The organism is Kitasatospora brasiliensis, from assembly GCF_032654805.1.
In the GTDB taxonomy this organism is placed as follows: domain Bacteria; phylum Actinomycetota; class Actinomycetes; order Streptomycetales; family Streptomycetaceae; genus Kitasatospora; species Kitasatospora brasiliensis.
In genome coordinates, this window is the sequence record NZ_JAUOOW010000005.1 from 16,821 (window position 1) to 33,769 (window position 16,949).

Here is a 16,949-nt window from a genome sequence, read left to right on the forward strand (position 1 = left end):
GCGACCCAGCCGGGGTTCACGCGCGTACCGGGCCAGGGTAGCCGCACGACTGCCGGTATCGACAGGTCGAGCGCGCTTGGACGATGAAATCCGCATATGATTTCCAAGATCACGACGAAATCAGCAGCTACCGAGCTTGCGAACGCAGGAACGATCAGGCACAGTGGCCGCGTGGCCAACCGCGACCGGAACGCCAGCGTTCCCCTCGACGCCGCCTCCAAGGCGATCATCGAGCAGCTCCAGGAGGACGGGCGCCGCCCGTACGCCGCCATCGGAAAGGCCGTCGGCCTGTCCGAGGCAGCCGTGCGGCAGCGCGTCCAGAAGCTGCTCGACCAGGGCGTGATGCAGATCGTCGCCGTCACGGACCCGCTCACCGTCGGCTTCACCCGCCAGGCGATGGTCGGAATCCGGGTCGAGGGCGACATCGAGCCCGTCGCCGACGCGTTGGCCGCCCTCGACGAGGTCGACTACGTCGTCTGCACCGCAGGCTCGTTCGACCTCCTGGCCGAACTGGTCTGCGAGGACGACGAGCACCTGCTCGAACTGATCAACAAGCGCATCCGCGCCCTTCCCGGCGTGCGGAGCACCGAGAGCTTCGTTTACCTGAAGCTCCGGAAACAGACCTACACCTGGGGCACCCGATGACAGCCGACCCGGCGCAGAAGGACCTTTCCAAGACCGCCTACGACCACCTGTGGATGCACTTCACCCGCATGTCGTCGTACGAGAACTCCCCCGTGCCGACGATCGTCAAGGGCGAGGGCACCTACGTCTGGGACGACAAGGGACGCAAGTACCTCGACGGCCTCGCCGGCCTGTTCGTCGTCCAGGCCGGCCACGGCCGTGAGGAGCTCGCCGAGGCCGCCGCCAAGCAGGCCAAGGAGCTCGCCTTCTTCCCGGTGTGGAGCTACGCCCACCCGAAGGCCGTCGAGCTGGCCGAGCGCCTGGCCAACTACGCCCCGGGCGACCTGAACAAGGTCTTCTTCTCCACCGGTGGCGGCGAGGCCGTCGAGACCGCCTGGAAGCTTGCCAAGCAGTACTTCAAGCTGACCGGCAAGCCGACCAAGTACAAGGTCATCTCGCGCGCCGTCGCCTACCACGGCACCCCCCAGGGCGCCCTGTCGATCACCGGCCTGCCGGGCCTGAAGGCCCCGTTCGAGCCGCTGGTGCCGGGCACCCACAAGGCCCCGAACACCAACATCTACCGCGCCCCGGCCTTCCTTGAGGGCCCGGACGGCACGGTCGACCCCGAGGCCTACGGCCGCTGGTGCGCCGACGAGATCGAGGTGGCCATCCTCAACGAGGGCGCCGAGACCGTCGCCGCCGTCTTCGTCGAGCCGGTGCAGAACGCCGGTGGCTGCTTCCCGCCGCCGCCCGGGTACTTCCAGCGCCTGCGCGAGATCTGCGACCGCCACGACGTGCTGCTGGTCTCGGACGAGGTCATCTGCGCCTTCGGCCGCCTGGGCACCATGTTCGGCGCCGACAAGTTCGGCTACCAGCCCGACATGATCACCTGCGCCAAGGGCATGACCTCGGGTTACTCCCCGATCGGCGCCACGATCATCTCGGACCGCCTCGCCGAGCCGTTCTACAAGGGTGACAACACCTTCCTGCACGGCTACACCTTCGGTGGCCACCCGGTCTCCTCCGCGGTGGCGCTGGCCAACCTCGACATCTTCGAGCGCGAGGGCCTGAACCAGCACGTGCTCGACAACGAGTCCGCGTTCCTGGGCACCCTGAACAAGCTGCGCGACCTGCCGATCGTCGGCGACGTCCGCGGCAACGGGTACTTCTACGGCATCGAGCTCGTGAAGGACAAGGTCACCAAGGAGTCGTTCAACGACGAAGAGGTCGAGCGCGTCCTCTACGGCTTCCTGTCGAAGGCCCTCTTCGACAACGGCCTGTACTGCCGCGCCGACGACCGTGGCGACCCGGTCATCCAGCTGGCCCCGCCGCTGATCTCCGACCAGTCGACCTTCGACGAGATCGAGCAGATCCTGCGGACCAGCCTGACCGACGCGTGGGCGAAGATCTGATCCCCTGAGCCTTCTTCCCCACCCTCCGCCGAAGGGCGGTCCCGCTCCCCGCGGGACCGCCCTTCGGCGTCTCCCGATCCGTTCAACATCACAGTCGTACGACCAAACATGCCTGAATGCGGGTGATTTGCCCGTGATGGACCAGTGTGCCGCAACCGCGACCGACCCCGGTCGTTCTAATCTGACGACTGTCATATCCCTGCGGCCACCCAGGATGGAACCTGATGTCAGCGGCACCGCCTGACAACGACGTGCTGTGGGCCCGAGGGATCGTCAAGTCCCATGAGGGGACCCCCGCCCTGCGCGGCATCTCGATCGGCGTCCGCGACGGCGAAGTGCTCGCCGTCACCGGCCCGCGCGGCTCCGGCAAGAGCACCCTGCTCGGCTGCCTCTCCGCGCAACTCCCGGTCGACGAGGGCGAGGTCTGGTTCAACAGCGCCCCCGTGCACACCCTCGCCCGGGCCGGACGCGAACGGCTGCGCCGCGACCGCTTCGGCTTCGTCGGCTCCGAGCCGCACCTGGTGCCCGAACTGACCGCCCGGGAGAACGTCGCCCTGCCGCTGCTGCTCGCCGGAGCCGGCAACAAGGCCGCCTACACCGCCGCCGACGAGTGGCTGGAGCGCCTCGACGTCGGCGACTGCGCCCGGCTGCGCCCCGAGCGGCTGGTCCAGAGCCGGCGCCAGCGGGTCGCCGTCGCCCGCGCCCTGGCCCCGCTGCCGCCCGTGGTCTTCGCCGACGACCCCACCGCACCGCTGCACCGCGAGGCCGCCGACCAGGTCATGCGGATACTGACCAGCGCGGCCCGCTCGCACCAGCTCACCCTCGTCCTGGCCACCCACGACCCCGAGCTCGTCCGGTTCGCGGACCGCGCCGTCGCCCTCGTCGACGGACGGCTCGCCACTCCCGTCGCCCCCGTCCCCCGCGGCACCACCGCCCCCGGGGTCGCCGGAGCGTCCGCCATCACGGCCACCCGCCGCTGACGGCGCCGAGCCGCTGACAGAGCCGCGCAGCTGAAAGAGTCGACGTGTTCTATCTCCGTCTGGCCCGGGGCTACCGGGTGCCCGACCTCGGCCGCTGGCTGCTCACCGCCCTGGCCGCCGCCGTGGTCGCCGGCTTCCTGCTGCGCTCCCTCGGCCGGGCGATGAGCGACCCGGCCGGCGGCGACCCGCTGGTCCGGCTGCTCTGGTGCCTGCCCCCGCTCGCCGCCGTCGCCTGGTTCGCCGCCGTCGCCGCCCGCTCGGTGCCCGCCCGGCGGCCCGAACGGATCGCCGGCCTCACCGCCGCCGGGGCCGGCTCCCTGCGGATCCGAACGCTCGTCGCGTGGGAGGTCGCGCTCGCCGCCACCCTCGGCAGCGTGCTCACCCTGCTGCTCTTCCTGGTGCTGCGCAACGACGTCGCCGGGCCCACCCTCGCCGCCGACCTCGGCCTGGGCGTACCGCTGCCGCCGGCCGCACCGGTCGCCCTGCTCGCCTTCGTCCCACTCACCGCCGGCACCGCCGCCGCCTGCGCGATGCCCGTCGGCGACGCCATGCCCGGCCGCCGGGTCCCCGCCCCGACCGGCTTCGGCGTCTGGCGGATCGCCCTGGCCACCGGACTGGGCGTGAGCGGCGCCGCCCTCGAACTCATCGCCCTGCGGCCCGGCGCCGCCGCCGACGGGCGCCCGATCCACCTGCCCGCCGGCCTCGGCAGCACCAGCACCGCCGCCCTCGGCGGCTGGGCCGCCAGCGCCCTCGGGCTCGCCCTGCTCACCGGCCCGCTGCTGGCCTGGGCCGGACGGCTGCTCGCGGTCGGCCGACCCACCCCGCTGCGACTGCTGGCCGGACGCGGCCTCACCGCCCAGGCCCGCCGGCTCGGCGCGCCGCTGGCCGTGCTCACCCTCGCCGTCGCGCTGGTGCTCACCACCATCCGCTACTGGATCGGCACACCCGACAGCGCCGACGCGCTGCCCGCGGTCGAGGCCTGCCTGGTGCTCGGCTGCGCCGTCGCCGCGGTGATCGCCCGGCTCGCCGAGGTCCGCACCGACCGCCGGGAGGTCACCGACGCGCTGCTGCGCCTCGGCACCTCACCCCGGCTGCTGTTCGGCGCGGTCGCGCTGCGCACCCTCGCGGTGGGCAGCACGCTGCTGCTGACCGGCGGGGCGACCGCCGCGCTGGCGGCCGCCGGACTCCGGTAGGCGGCGGGATGCTCAGCCCGCCGCGGCCAGCTGGCCGCAGGCGCCGTCGATCTCCTGGCCGCGGGTGTCACGGACGGTCGTCGGCACGCCGTGCGACTGGAGCCGGCGGACGAACTCGCGCTCGTCCTCCGGGCGGGAGGCCGTCCACTTGGAACCGGGCGTCGGGTTCAGCGGGATCAGGTTGACGTGCACCCGGCGGTTCTTGATCAGCCGGCCGAGCAGGTCGGCCCGCCAGGCCTGGTCGTTGATGTCCTTGATCAGCGCGTACTCGATGGAGACCCGGCGACCGGACTTCTCCGCGTAGTTCCAGGCCGCGTCCAGCACCTCGGCGACCTTCCAGCGGGTGTTCACCGGCACCAGCTCGTCGCGCAGCTCGTCGTCCGGAGCGTGCAGCGACAGCGCCAGGCGGCAGCTGAGGCCCTCGTCGGCGAAGCGGTGCATCGCCGGGACGAGGCCGACCGTGGAGACCGTGATGCCGCGCTGCGACAGGCCGAAGCCGTCCGGCGCCGGGTCGGTCAGCCGGCGGATCGCAGCCAGCACCCGGTTGTAGTTGGCCAGCGGCTCGCCCATGCCCATGAAGACCACGTTGGACAGCCGCGCCTCGCCACCGGCGACCTCGCCGCTCTTGAGCGCGCGCATCCCGGCGGCGATCTGCTCGACGATCTCGGCGGTGGAGAGGTTGCGGGTCAGCCCGGCCTGGCCGGTGGCGCAGAACGGGCAGTTCATGCCGCAGCCGGCCTGCGAGCTGATGCACATGGTGACCCGGTCCGGGTAGCGCATCAGCACCGACTCCACGAGCGTGCCGTCGAAGAGCTTCCAGAGCGTCTTGCGGGTGGCGTCGTCGTCGCAGGAGACGTGCCGGACCACCGACATCAGCTCGGGCAGCAGGCCCTCGGTGAGCTTCTCCCGGCTGGCGGCGGGGATGTCCGTCCAGCTCGCCGGGTCGTTCGACATCCGGCCGAAGTAGTGGTTGGAGAGCTGCTTGGCGCGGAACGGCTGCTCGCCCAGCTCGGCGACGGCCTCCTTGCGCTCGGCGGGGCTGAGGTCGGCGAGGTGTCGCGGGGGCTTGGCGCCGCGCGGCGCGACAAACGTGAGTTCTCCGGGCTTAGGCATGGTGGTTCAAGTGTCGCAGACGCCGGAAGTCCGCCCGCCCGGGCGAGCGGCGGGTGGGCGCCCGGCGCCCGCGGTCGGCCGTCAGGCCCGTCCGGTTCAGGGCTCCTCGGCGATGGTCCAGCCGCCGAACGAGCCGTCCGGCCGCTGTCGGCTCTGGCGCAGCCGACCGTCCGGGCCGAGCGCCACCAGGTCCGTCAGGCCGTCCCGGTCGACTCCGGCGGCCGGCGCCCCGACGATGAAGCCGTCCAGGTCGCTCCAGCCGCCGAACCGTCCGTCGACCCCCTGGCGGTTGACGCTGATGCCGCCGTCCCGATTGCGGACGGCCACCACCATCGGGCGCGCGGCGGCGGGGCCGGAGGCGGACACCACGGCCGGCTCGCCGCCGCCGCCGTGGTCGGGACCGCCGCCGACCGGCTCGACCTCCGGCGCCCAGCGGCCGCCCGGCTCGCTCTGGGCCAGGCGCATCGTGTACGAGCGGGTGCTCGACCCGGGCGGCAGGTCGCCCTCCGACAGCTGCCGGTAGAACAGCACCAGGCGGCCGTCGGCCGCGGCTCCCACGCCGACGTCGCCGACCGGGGCGATGGCCGGGAAGTCGGGGTCGGGCACCAGGGCGCCGCCCGGTGCCGACTGGGACCAGTGCAGGACGGTCGGGCGGATGTTCGCCGACGCGGCGACGGCGAACACCTCGATCCGGCCGTCCGCGTCGGCGACGGCCGAGGGCGCGTCCTGGACGTTCGCACCCCCGAGGTCGGCCCACTCCCCCCACGGCCCGTCCGGTCCGGTCTGCGCCCTGCCGCTGACGCCGCCGCGGCGGTTGCGGACGAACAGGTGCAGCCGGCCCTCGCCGTCGGCGGCCAGGACGGGTGCGCTCACCTGGAGCGCCGGGTTGTCGAGCTTGGACGCCCCCGGCGGGGCGACGGGGTCGGGGCTGCCCAGGGCGGACCAGGTCCACCCGCCGGCCGGGTCCTGGGCGCGGGAGACCAGCTCGCCGGTGTCGGAGCGCTGCCCGAACACCGCCAGAGCGCCGTCCCGGCGGCGGATCACCGTCACCCCGGCCGCCAGCGGACCGCCCGGGCCGCCGTGCGCGACCGGGCCGCGCCACACCTTGTCCGCGTCCTCGGCCCACTCCAGCAGCGATCCGCCCTCCACCGCGAAGGCGTGCAGCAGACCGGCCCGGTCCGCGGCCACCACCTGGGTGGACCGCGGGGAGCGCTGGTACTGCCGGGACAGCCACGACGCGTACGCGCTCCCGGTGAAGGCGGCCCCGGTGGGCAGCCGGGAGTCCCGCCCGGCGTACCGCCGGAAGACGGCCTGCTTGTCGGCGGTCTCCGCGGTGGAGAGCACGGCCGGCGAGGACCAGGTGTTGTAGGCCCGGTAGTGCTCGACCAGCGCCCGGCGTCCGCCCGCCGCGTAGGCGTCGGCGGCCGCGTCCGCGAACCACGCGGTGGAGATGTGGTCCGGGTGGTCGTGCTCCGCGTGGGAGGACCAGAGCGTCGGGTCCGGGGCCGGGTCCTGGAGCCTGATCAGGGTGGGTCCCTGGTCCGCGAGCAGGGCGCGCAGCATGCCGAGCAGCCGTCGGCCGTCATAGGTCTGCGGCCAGACGGTGCCGGGGCCGTCCATGTCCAGCGTCACGGTCCTGGCGGGCGCGGCGGTGTCCCTGGTGTCCCAGAGCCGGCGCAGGGCGTTCCCGCCGAGGTAGGCCGAGTCCGCGTATTCGGGGAGGTCGAGGAAGACGAGCCGCACCGACCGGTTCTTCTTGAAGGTGAAACGCTCGGCGACCGGGCCGTCCGGGGCCGGACGGTAGTCGTCCCGGTCCCAGCAGGCCGGGCCGGGGTCGTCGGCGCAGTCGCCGATGCCGGTGCCGGAGGTCTGACCGGCCATCCGGGCGTAGGCGAGCCGGGCGCCGTCCTGGCGGTGGGCCGCGTAGGCCGCCCCGGTTCCGGCGGCACCGCCGGTCACGTAGACGGTGGTCACCTTCAGACCGGCCCGGATGCTGTTGGACAGGTCGGGATTCATGAACAGCAGGTCGTCGTCCTGGTGGGCGACGACCTGGACCACGGCCGCCTGTCCGCCGGCCGCCCACTCGGACTGCGCCGGCGGGGGTTTCGGCCTGGCCCTCAGTATCGACAGGGGTTTGCCCCCCGTCACCAGTGCCGCAGGGCCCACCCACGTCTGCGACAACGTCAAGGCCAACGCCGCCACGGCGGTCGTCACCCGCCCCACCCTGCACCCGCCCCTTCGTCCACCCCGTTCACACCCTCCCCGGGGCGTTTTGAAGGATTATCACACCCAGTCAGGACGAGGCTGACACCGGCGGCCGGGGAAGACCCGTGGGCGGGGCGGGCGGATGGTGGGCGTCGGGCCGGGTGGGCCGCTCACTCCCCCTCGACGGCGGCTGCCGGGGCCGCGTCGGCCTCCGCGGCAGCCGCTGCCCGGGCCGCCGCTGCCGCCTCCGCCGCCTCGTCGGCCGCGATGGCCTCCGCGCTCTCGAAGGGCGACGGGACCGGGAAGTAGGCCCGCAGGAAACCGGCGACGGCCTCCTCCTGCTCCTCCGGGGACAGCTGGTCATGGGTGCCGTCGGCGAGGCAGAAGCAATCCGCCCAGCGCTCCTCCCGCAGCTCCGCGAGCCGGGCGAGGTCCTCGTTGCTGTCGGTGACGAAGTAGCCGTCGGAGAGCTGCCCCTCCACCGAGCGGGCGGTCGCGTGGGCGTAGTGGATGGCCAGGGTGACCGGCGCGAGGTCGGTGGCGGCCCGGAAGGCCGAACCGACCGTGCCGCGCAGCTCGTCCGCGAACTTCTCCGCGCTCTCCGCCAGCACGCTGCGCCGCAGCGGATGCGGGGTGTGCTTGAGGGTGCGGGGGTAGGTCTTGCCGACGGCGGCGGCCAGGGTTGCGCGGGTGTTCTTCAGCGCGGCGACGTACACCGAGTCGTCGGCCTCGGCGGGGCCGGGCGGGATGATCCGGCCGTCGGGGAAGTAGCGGGGCAGGCCGTTGCCGAGGAAGAAGTCCTCCGGCACGAGGGTGCGGCCGAGGAAGACGTCGTCGTTCACGTACAGGAAGTGCTCGGCGAGTCCGGGGACCATGTGCAGCCGGCTCTCGATCGCGTGGGAGTTGAACACCGGTCCGGCACCGGTGCCGGCGAACAGCTCGCGGTGCGACACGACGGTCAGGCCCGGGGCGTCGGTGTCCAGCCAGTGCGGCACCTGGTCGTCGGTGACCAGGTACACCTGGCGGATCCAGGGCGCGTGCGCGGCGAGCGCGCGCAGGCAGTACCGGAGCTCGTCGCGGTTGCGGAAGCGCTGGTCGGCGTCGCCCGCGATCCCGCTGGCGGCGACGCCGTCCTCGGCGGCGATCGGGGCCGCGGTGTGGGCGAGCCGCTCCCGGGCGGCGGCGCGGCGCTCCTGCCAGGCGGGGTCCGCGTCGTCGACCCAGGTGATCACGGCGTCGATCGGGAAGGTCACCTGGTCCGGCAGGTCGGTGGCGAAGACGTCGAGCAGCGGGTAGGGGCGTCCGTCGACGGTCTTGGTTGCGGTGGCCGCCAGCGAGGGCACCCACCAGCCGAACGGGGTCTCGTCGATCGAGGCGATCGCGCCCGGGGACGGGGCGGCGGAGTCCCAGAATTCGACGTCACAGCCGGTCTCGGGGCCGTACAGCAGGGTGCCGACCGCCGCGGGCCGGTAGATCCGCACGCCCTTGACCCGGTCGGCCGGCCAGGTCGGGCCGACCTGCTCCTCGGTCTCGTCCTGGCCCTCGTTCCCGTCCGGTGCCGCGCCCTCTTCCGGTGCGCCGTCCCCCTGCTCGTCGTCCGCGCCCTGCTCGTCGTCCGGGGTGCTCTCGGCGGCCTCCATCAGGGCGACGGCGGCGGGCAGCTGCTCGGCCAGGACGGTCCCGAGGGTGCGCCCGTGCTCCAGCAGGTCCGCGTACACCGCCTGCCCCGCGAACGTGGCGGACAGCGCCTCCAGCACCGCCGCCCGGTCGCCAGGGGCTATCGCCAGCCGGTGGCGCGGGTTCCGGTCGGGCACGATGCCGTGCGCGAGGCCGGCCGCGTCCAGTACCCCGGCCACCTCGGCCAGGTTGCCGTCCCGGCGCTGCCCCGGCAGCAGCTTCCGGTGCGGCTCCGCCAGGACGTCACCGCGCCGGACCACCCCGGTGAGGGCCGCGGCCAGCTCCTCCTCGCGGGCGGACCGCGCCAGGGTCAGCCGCTCGATCGGGGACGGCGGCTCCTCCACGACCTCCGGGGCCACCTGGACCTGACCGGACGTCCGTCCCCCGAAGGGCCGGCGACGGCGCGCCAATGCAGCGAGCGGGCGCATCGCGGTGGCGAGGCGGGCCGGACGGACGGGCACGGGGACTCCAAGTGGGGTGGGGGGAAACCGCGGAATGAGGGAAGGAAAGCGCGTTGTGTCCGAAAGTCCGATTCCACCGACTTTCTCTCGCCGCAGAGCCGCACCACCGCGGCACGAGTCCCATTGCACTGCCGGAGATCGTATGCGACCGCGGGAATATTGTGTTGAGTTCCAATAACGATCAGGCGTCCGTTTGGGCCGGTCCCGGAGCTTTTGCCAGTGACTTACCAGGCGATACCCTGCCCGTTCCCAGGTCGTGGGCTTATTCGACGCCTATTCATCCTGAATTGCGATACACCGCGGTCGAACTCGGGGGCCGGTACGCGAGAGGGCCCCGGACGCCAGGCGTCCGGGGCCCTCTCGCGCGTGCGGGTCAGCTGCCGACGAAGGCCGCCAGCAGCAGCCAGACCACCGGGGCGGTCGGCAGCAGCGAGTCCAGCCGGTCCATGATGCCGCCGTGGCCGGGCAGCAGCGTGCCCATGTCCTTGATCCCGAGGTCGCGCTTGATCATCGACTCGCCCAGGTCGCCCAGGGTCGCGGTGACCGCCGCGCAGCCGCCCAGGATCAGGCCCTGCCACCAGCTGCCGCCGTCGATGATCAGCTCCATCAGCAGCGCGCCCGCCAGCATCGACAGCCCGATGCCGCCGGCCAGGCCCTCACGGGTCTTGCCCGGACTGATCGTCGGGGCCAGCTTGGTCTTGCCGAACTTGTAGCCCACCGCGTACGCGCCGGTGTCGCTACAGATCGTCACGATCAGGAAGAGCACGATCCGCTGGGGGCCGTCGTCGGCCGCCAGCATCATCGCCACGAACGTGGCCAGGAACGGCACGTAGAAGGCGGTGAACACACCTGCCGTTATGTCCCGCAGGTAATCCTCCGGCGGCTGGGCCATCCGCCAGACCATCACCGCCAGACCGGTCAGCGCGAGCGAGGCGGCGGCCCACTGGATGCCGGACCAGTAGCCGGTGGCCACCATCGCGACACCGCCGACCACCAACGGGATCAGCGGCGCCTTGATCTGCTTGCGCTCGGCGAGCCGGCTGGTCAGCTCCCAGACGCCGACCGCGACCGCGGCCATCACGACGACCAGGAACAGCGCCTTCACCACGAACAGCGAAGCGACGATCACCGCGCCGAGGCCGACGCCCACGCCTATGGCGGCCTGGAGGTTTCGGCCACCGCGCTGCTTGCGCGGCTGCGGCTGCGGGGCGGGCTGGGCGGCCACGGGTGTCTCCTGCCCTGGGTGGGACGACGGCACGAAGTGGGGCTGCCCGGCCGCCAGGTGGTTCGCCGGCGGCGCGGGATGCACCGGTGCCCCCGGGTGCGGCGGGGTGCCGCGACCGGGGGCGGGGGTGGCGTCGTCGGATATCGCGCGCAGCACGACGGTCTCCGTCACGCCCGGCGGCGCCGTGTCGGGCTGCTCGTCCCGGAACAGCGGGCCGCTCAGCCGACCGGACTCCCTGGCCTGCCCCGCGTCCTGCGGCTGCCGGGCGCCGGGATCGGCCGGTACGGGAGGCATGACCTGAGTCTCCTCCGCGTCGCCGCCCCAGTACACCGGGGGCTGCTGGGGCTGATCCGAACGGAGGCCCGGCGTGCCCGGGGGCACGCCATGACCGCCCTGGTGCCCGGGGTAGCCCTGGTGCCCGGGGTGCCCCGGGTGGCCCTGGGCCGGCCGCTCGCCGTACCCCGGCACCGGATGGGCCGGGGTACGGGCCGCCTGCGGCTGCGGCGCCGGGCGGTAAGGCTGGAACTGCTGGTCGGACGGGCCCCAGTAGCCGGGGGCGTCAGGGGCGTCGTTCATCAGACCTCGAGCAGCTCGGCTTCCTTGTGCTTCAGCAGCTCGTCGACCTGGGCCACGTACTTGGCCGTGGTGTCGTCGAGCTCCTTCTCACCGCGGCGGCCGTCGTCCTCGCCGACCTCGCCGTCCTTGACCAGCTTGTCGATGGCGTCCTTGGCCTTGCGGCGCACCGAACGGATCGAGACCTTGGCGTCCTCGCCCTTGGTACGGGCGATCTTGATGAACTCCCGGCGGCGCTCCTCGGTGAGCTCGGGCAGCACCACGCGGATGATCGAGCCGTCGTTGGACGGGTTGACGCCCAGGTCGGAGTCGCGGATCGCCTGCTCGATGGCCTTCAGCGCGGTCTTGTCGAACGGCGAGACGACCGCCATCCGCGGCTCCGGCACCGAGAACGAGGCCAGCTGGTTGATCGGCGTGATGGCGCCGTAGTACTCGGCGACGATCTTGGCGAACATCGCCGGGTGGGCACGGCCGGTCCGGATGGCGGCCAGGTCGTCCTTGGCGACGCTGACGGCCTTCTCCATCTTCTCCTCGGCCTCGAGGAGGGTCTCTTCGATCACTGTGGTCTCCCTGTCCGGTTCATCTGCTGTTGTTCCGACCGGTCTCGGCGCGCTGGCCGGTCGCGGCACGGCGGCCGACCGCTGGGCCGGCGCCGTCCCGTACGGCTGGTTGCTGCTCAGGCCCGGACAGAATCCTGGCTGATGAGTGTGCCGATCTTCTCACTCTTCACCGCACGCGCGATATTGCCCTCCGCCAGCAGTTCGAAGACCAGCATCGGAAGGTTGTTGTCCTTGCACAGCGTGATCGCGGTGAGGTCGGCCACCTTGAGGTCGCGCGCGATGACCTCGGAGTACTCCAGCGCGTCGAACTTGACCGCGTCCGGGTTGGTCCGCGGGTCGGAGTCGTAAACGCCGTCCACACCGTTCTTGCCCATCAGCAGGACATCGGCGTGGATCTCCAGGGCGCGCTGCACGGCCGTGGTGTCGGTGGAGAAGTACGGCATGCCCATACCGGCGCCGAAGATCACCACACGGCCCTTCTCCAGGTGCCGGACGGCCCGCAGCGGCAGGTACGGCTCGGCGACCTGGCCCATGGTGATGGCGGTCTGGACCCGGGTCTCGATGCCCTCCTTGACCAGGAAGTCCTGGAGCGCGAGGCAGTTCATGACGGTGCCGAGCATGCCCATGTAGTCGGAACGGGCCCGGTCCATGCCGCGGACCTGGAGCTCGGCACCCCGGAAGAAGTTGCCGCCGCCGATGACCACCGCGACCTCGGTACCGGCGCGGACGACGGTGGCGATCTCCCGGGCGATCGCGTGCACGACGTCCGGGTCGACGCCGAGCCCGCCACCACCGGCGAAGGCTTCACCGGACAGCTTGAGCAGCACCCGGCGGCGCGAGCCGACCTCGGGGTCCTGCGCGGTCTCCTGCGTCTCCTGCATGGACTTCTCCTTTTTGCACCTACTGGTCACAGGCGCGGGTGTGCGGATGCCCCGCCTGCGCGTACACGCGAGGAGGCCACTGCCGCGGGAACCGGTTCGGTGTCCTGCACGGCAATGGCCTCCTCGTCGTTCATGGTGCCGACGCGAGCCCGCCCGTTGACGGTAGGCGCGGGGTGAGCCCGTTCGGCGTTCCTCCCGCCCGGGTCAGCGGGCGGGGGCGGTTCCCAGCCTAGAGGGGCCGGGAACCAGGTGGAACGTGGCTCAGGCGCCGACGCGGAAACGGGCGAAGCGCTTGAGGGCGACGCCGTTCTCCTCGAGGACCTTGGCGACGGTCTTCTTGTTGTCCTTCGCGAAGGCCTGCTCCAGGACGGAGTTCTCCTTCACGAAGCCGGTGACGCGACCCTCGACGATCTTCGGCAGGGCGGCCTCCGGCTTGCCCTCCTCGCGAGCGGTGGCCTCGGCGACGCGGCGCTCGTTCTCAAGCTCCTCGGCCGGGATCTCCTCGCGGGACAGGTACTTCGGCGCGAAGGCGGCGATGTGCTGCGCGACGTCCTTGGCGACCTCGGCGTTCTCCTTGTCCAGCTCGACCAGGACGCCGACGGCCGGCGGCAGGTCGGGGCTGGTCTTGTGCAGGTAGACCGCGACGAAGCCGTCACCGTCGAACTGGGCGAAGCGACGGAAGACGATCTTCTCGCCCAGGCTCGCGTTGGCCTCGTCCACGAACTGCTGGACGGTCTTGCCGGCCTCGATCTCGGAAGCCAGGGCGGCGTCCAGGTCGGCCGGGGCGGACTTGGCGACGTGAGCGGCGATCGCGTCGGCGACCTCGACGAACTTCTCGCCCTTGGCGACGAAGTCGGTCTCGCAGTTCAGCTCGACCAGAACGCCGGACTTCTTGTCCTCGGCGATCAGCGCGGCGACGGCGCCGTTGGAGGCGTCACGGCCCTCGCGCTTGGCAACGCCCTTCTGGCCCTTGATGCGGAGAAGCTCGACGGCCTTCTCGACGAGGCCCTCGGCCTCGTCCAGGGCCTTCTTGCAGTCCATCATGCCGGCGCCGGTGAGCTCACGGAGCTTCTTGACGTCCGCGGCGGTGAAGTTCGCCATGGTGTGAATCTCTTCTCGCGTCTCGCGTGTCTGCGTGGAGTGGCGCCGGGACCGATGGTTCGGTCCCGGCGCTGGAGAGAGGGGCACCTGCCGGCTTCGTACCGGCGGGTGCCCCTCACCCTTGGTACGTCAGGCCTGCTCGGCCGGAGCCTCGGTGGCCTCGGTGGCCTCGGCGGCGGGAGCCTCGGCGGCGGCGGGGGCCTCGGCGGCGGGAGCCTCGGCGGCGGCGGGGGCCTCCTCAGCCTTCTTCTCGCCCTCAAGGAGGTCCTTCTCCCAGGCGGCGAGCGGCTGGTCGGCACCCGGCTCGGCCTTGGCGTCGCCCTTGGCGACACCGGCGCGGGACTTCAGGCCCTCAGCCACGGCGTCGGCGATCACGCGGGTCAGCAGGGTGACGGAGCGGATGGCGTCGTCGTTGCCCGGGATCTTGTAGTCGACCTCGTCCGGGTCACAGTTGGTGTCGAGGATGGCGACGACCGGGATGTTGAGCTTCCGGGCCTCGCCGACCGCGATGTGCTCCTTCTTGGTGTCCACGATCCAGACAGCGCTGGGGACGCGCTGCATGTCGCGGATACCGCCGAGGGTCTTCTCCAGCTTGTCGTGCTCGCGCTGGAGGACCAGGAGCTCCTTCTTGGTGAGGCCGGAGCCGGCCACGTCCGAGAAGTCCAGCTCGCCGAGCTCCTTCAGGCGCTGGAGGCGCTTGTAGACGGTCGAGAAGTTGGTCAGCATGCCGCCGAGCCAGCGCTGGTTCACGTAGGGCATGCCCACGCGGGTGGCCTGCTCGGCGATGGCCTCCTGGGCCTGCTTCTTCGTGCCGACGAAGAGGACGCTGCCGCCGTGGGCAACGGTCTCCTTGATGAACTCGAAGGCCCGGTCGATGTAGTTCAGCGACTGGAGGAGGTCGATGATGTAGATGCCGTTGCGCTCGGTGATGATGAAGCGCTTCATCTTCGGGTTCCAGCGGCGGGTCTGGTGACCGAAGTGGACGCCGCTCTCCAGCAGCTCCCGCATCGTGACGACGGCCATGTGCCGTACTCCTTGGTGTTACGGCCCGGCAGCGGCACTGCGTCGCAGCGATCGCCCACAGCCGGGTCAGTCTCGGTTTGTCCGTGGCGGCCAGGTGACAGCCACGCCTGACGCCCCGAACGTGCCGAGCCGCTTGCGCCCGTTCGGCCAGGGGCCGGTCGGGCTCGGCGGACCGAGCGGCACTCGCACCTGGCGGGGCTGCGGAAGAACCGCGTCCGACCGCCGGTGGCGGGGCGTGCGAAGTCGACCCGGCGGACCGGGTCGCGTGTGAAGTGTACGGGAAGCGCCGAGGGGCGGGCGACTCCACGCGTGGCCGGGGGCCCGGCGAGGAGCCGGGAAGCGCCTGGGAATCGGCCTGGGCGGGCGGGTTCCGGCGGGGCTGGGCGACGGCCGGTTCGGGGTCGGGTGGCCGGGGTGCCAGTCGGGTGCGGGCTGGGGTACCGGTCGGGTGCGGGCTGGGGTACCGGTCGGGTGCGGGCTGGTCGGGTGCCTGCCCCGGGCCGTCGACGGTATGCCGCCTGTACACCGGATGGCGGCGCCCGTACACCCGTCAGGGGGATGGCGATCGGGTGTGCGGGCGGTTTGTCCACAGGAATCCGGATGTGGGTGGTGCGGGGGCGGCCGGACGGCGAACCTGCGGGCATGACTGGTCACGGGTGGTTCGGCAGGGTGGTCGGGGCGGTCCGGGGCGTGCGGTGGGCGCGCGCGGTGCTGTCCGTGGTGGTGGCAGTGGCGGCGGTGCTCGTGCCGTCGGGAGCATCAGGCGCCTCGGGCCCGGGTGTCGGGGGTTGGGCCAGGGGTGGGGGCGGGGACGGGGACGGGCGGGGTGGCGCGCGAGCCTGGCCGGTGGGCGGGCCCGGCGGGCTGCTGGGTCGCTTCGAACCTCCGGCGAAGCCCTGGGCGGCCGGGCACCGGGGCGTGGACCTCGCCGCCGCAGCCGGAACGGAGGTACGGGCGGCCGCGCCCGGGATGGTGGTGTTCTCCGGGCTGGTCGCGGGGCGGCCGGTGGTGACCGTCTCCCATCCGGGTTCGGGCTCTCCCCCGCTCCGGACCACCTACTTGCCCGTCACCGGCACCGTCCCGGTCGGCACCGCAGTGGCCGCCGGGCAGGTGATCGGGCAGCTCGCCCCGGACGGGCGGCACTGCGCCGGGCACGACTGCCTGCACTGGGGGCTACTGCGCGGACCCCGCTACCTGGACCCGCTGGCCCTGTTCGGCGCGGGCACCGCGCGGCTGCTGCCGCTGAACGGCGGAGGCGAGTAGGGGCGGATGGGCACCCCGCCGACGGACCGGGGCCGGCTCAGGCCCGGCCGAGCCCGTGGAGCACCAGCGCGACGGCGGCGTCGGCGATCTCCTCCGGACTTTCGGAGGCGCAACCGCCGCAGCCCCCGGTGGCGGCCTGCTCGGCCCGGCGGGTCGCCGCTTCGACGACACCCTGTACCAGCGCCGCGGCGAGCCGGGGCTGCTCGTGACCGAGGTCCTCCAGTGTCCGGCCGACCAGCCCGGCCAGCCTGCCGTGCGCCGCCCTGATCCGCTCGCGCGCGGCCTCGTCGAGCTCCAGCGCCGAGATCGCCACGACGGCGCGGTGCCGAGGGTCGGCAGCCAGCGCAAGCTGGCCTCTGACATAGGCCTCGATCCGCTCGACCGCGGTGTCGCAGCTCTCCATCCCTGCCTCGATCTCGGCCGCCCAGAGCGGGAGGTCCGCCTCGCAGAGCGCCTCGACCACGGCGGCCCGGGAGCGGAAGTACTCGTAGACCGAGGAACGCGCCAGCCCCGTGCGCGCCGCGAGCGCGGGGAAGGTCAAGGCCTCCATGCCACCCTCGGCGAGCAGGATGCGGGCAGCATCGAGGAGGGCTGCCCGCTGGAGCTGGCGATGCTCGGCCACCGTGGCCGCTCGGATCTTCGGCACCCTCCCACTGTA

Annotated in this window: 14 protein-coding genes; 5 read left to right on the plus strand and 9 right to left on the minus strand. The window is 72.6% G+C overall.

Annotation, left to right across the window (positions count from 1 at the left end; translation table 11 throughout):
- The first annotated feature begins 171 nt into the window (after window positions 1-171).
- From QWJ13_RS19725 to QWJ13_RS19740, 4 genes are all read left to right on the plus strand, one after another.
- Window positions 172-645: an Lrp/AsnC family transcriptional regulator gene (locus QWJ13_RS19725; protein ID WP_030243538.1), complete on the plus strand. Its 474-nt coding sequence runs from the start codon at window positions 172-174 to the stop codon at window positions 643-645.
- Entirely contained in the window at window positions 642-2,036 is a 1,395-nt protein-coding gene (locus QWJ13_RS19730; protein ID WP_316526050.1) for an aspartate aminotransferase family protein, read from the plus strand. The genes QWJ13_RS19725 and QWJ13_RS19730 overlap by 4 nt, the downstream gene beginning before the upstream one ends.
- 224 nt (window positions 2,037-2,260) lie before the next feature.
- Complete coding sequence (locus QWJ13_RS19735) at window positions 2,261-3,016, plus strand: ABC transporter ATP-binding protein (protein WP_316526051.1); 756 nt, start codon at window positions 2,261-2,263, stop codon at window positions 3,014-3,016.
- Window positions 3,017-3,060: 44 nt separating this feature from the next.
- A complete protein-coding gene (locus QWJ13_RS19740) occupies window positions 3,061-4,209 on the plus strand; it encodes a hypothetical protein (RefSeq protein ID WP_316526053.1) in 1,149 nt (382 codons plus the stop codon).
- Window positions 4,210-4,221: 12 nt separating this feature from the next.
- Here QWJ13_RS19740 and rlmN read toward each other — a convergent pair whose 3' ends face one another.
- The 8 genes from rlmN to rpsB form a co-directional block, all read right to left on the minus strand.
- Window positions 4,222-5,322, minus strand: coding sequence for a dual-specificity RNA methyltransferase RlmN (rlmN, locus tag QWJ13_RS19745; protein ID WP_316526055.1), 1,101 nt, complete (start codon window positions 5,320-5,322; stop codon window positions 4,222-4,224).
- Window positions 5,323-5,418: 96 nt separating this feature from the next.
- Complete coding sequence (locus tag QWJ13_RS19750; protein ID WP_316526056.1) at window positions 5,419-7,380, minus strand: DUF8189 domain-containing protein; 1,962 nt, start codon at window positions 7,378-7,380, stop codon at window positions 5,419-5,421.
- 317 nt (window positions 7,381-7,697) lie between these two features.
- Window positions 7,698-9,665: a stealth family protein gene (locus tag QWJ13_RS19755; protein ID WP_316526057.1), complete on the minus strand. Its 1,968-nt coding sequence runs from the start codon at window positions 9,663-9,665 to the stop codon at window positions 7,698-7,700.
- A gap of 373 nt (window positions 9,666-10,038) precedes the next feature.
- The gene (locus tag QWJ13_RS19760; RefSeq protein ID WP_316526683.1) at window positions 10,039-11,184 is read right to left on the minus strand and encodes a phosphatidate cytidylyltransferase; all 1,146 of its coding nucleotides are present in this window, start codon (window positions 11,182-11,184) and stop codon (window positions 10,039-10,041) included.
- A 281-nt stretch (window positions 11,185-11,465) separates the two neighbouring features.
- Window positions 11,466-12,023: a ribosome recycling factor gene (gene frr, locus QWJ13_RS19765; protein ID WP_316526058.1), complete on the minus strand. Its 558-nt coding sequence runs from the start codon at window positions 12,021-12,023 to the stop codon at window positions 11,466-11,468.
- 116 nt (window positions 12,024-12,139) lie between these two features.
- The gene (pyrH, locus tag QWJ13_RS19770) at window positions 12,140-12,904 is read right to left on the minus strand and encodes a UMP kinase (protein ID WP_316526060.1); all 765 of its coding nucleotides are present in this window, start codon (window positions 12,902-12,904) and stop codon (window positions 12,140-12,142) included.
- A gap of 261 nt (window positions 12,905-13,165) precedes the next feature.
- On the minus strand, window positions 13,166-14,005 hold the full coding sequence (gene tsf / locus QWJ13_RS19775) for a translation elongation factor Ts (RefSeq protein ID WP_316526061.1): 840 nt from the start codon (window positions 14,003-14,005) through the stop codon (window positions 13,166-13,168).
- A 129-nt stretch (window positions 14,006-14,134) separates the two neighbouring features.
- Window positions 14,135-15,028, minus strand: coding sequence for a 30S ribosomal protein S2 (gene rpsB / locus QWJ13_RS19780; protein WP_316526062.1), 894 nt, complete (start codon window positions 15,026-15,028; stop codon window positions 14,135-14,137).
- 846 nt (window positions 15,029-15,874) lie between these two features.
- On the opposite strand from rpsB, the gene QWJ13_RS19785 reads away from it, so the two are divergent.
- Entirely contained in the window at window positions 15,875-16,291 is a 417-nt protein-coding gene (locus QWJ13_RS19785) for a M23 family metallopeptidase (protein WP_316526063.1), read from the plus strand.
- 37 nt (window positions 16,292-16,328) lie between these two features.
- Here QWJ13_RS19785 and QWJ13_RS19790 read toward each other — a convergent pair whose 3' ends face one another.
- Window positions 16,329-16,913, minus strand: coding sequence for a TetR/AcrR family transcriptional regulator (locus tag QWJ13_RS19790; RefSeq protein WP_316526684.1), 585 nt, complete (start codon window positions 16,911-16,913; stop codon window positions 16,329-16,331).
- Between the last annotated feature and the right edge of the window lie 36 nt (window positions 16,914-16,949).